At 47.3% G+C, this 507-nt stretch carries 1 pseudogene; it reads left to right on the top strand.

Annotated elements, in window-relative coordinates:
- A pseudogene (locus ACFO6W_RS26525) lies at positions 1 to 507 on the top strand (hypothetical protein); the annotation flags it as partial.

Here is a 507-nt window from a genome sequence, read left to right as displayed (position 1 = left end):
ACAGATTGGAAGAGGTATTCCGTCCCTTTCACCTTTAAGGACTCAAAAGAGACGGATTGCCTTATCCGGCTGGAAGCTCCTGTCAGCGGAATGCTTATAACAGCGCCGCAATTGGAGGCAGGTTCCACCCCGTCTCAATACCAGCCTACAGACGGGACGCTTTCCTATGTAGAGGATTACGGGGCCTGGTTTTCTAAAGGTGGTATCGGGGGTACGATACAAAACCCCTTGTTACGGTTAAACAATGATGGTTCGATAAGTTCAAGAGATAATTCATTCGTCATCAATCCCGACGGCACGGGACACTTTGCCTCGGGACGCTTTAAATGGACAAAAGATACGATAAGCCTGCAGGACGTAACGATCAAATGGGAGGACTTTGATTCCGAAATGCAGGAGAACCTTTTACCTAAATCCGTAGCACTTAGCGGCGCAAATATTTTCCATTACCCGGATGAACCGGAGGAGGAATGCGAACCACAAGAGATTATTATATACGCTACAGAA

This window comes from Dysgonomonas termitidis (genome assembly GCF_042654545.1).
In the GTDB taxonomy this organism is placed as follows: Bacteria; Bacteroidota; Bacteroidia; order Bacteroidales; family Dysgonomonadaceae; genus Dysgonomonas; species Dysgonomonas termitidis.
This window is presented reverse-complemented; position numbering and strand designations above follow the sequence as displayed.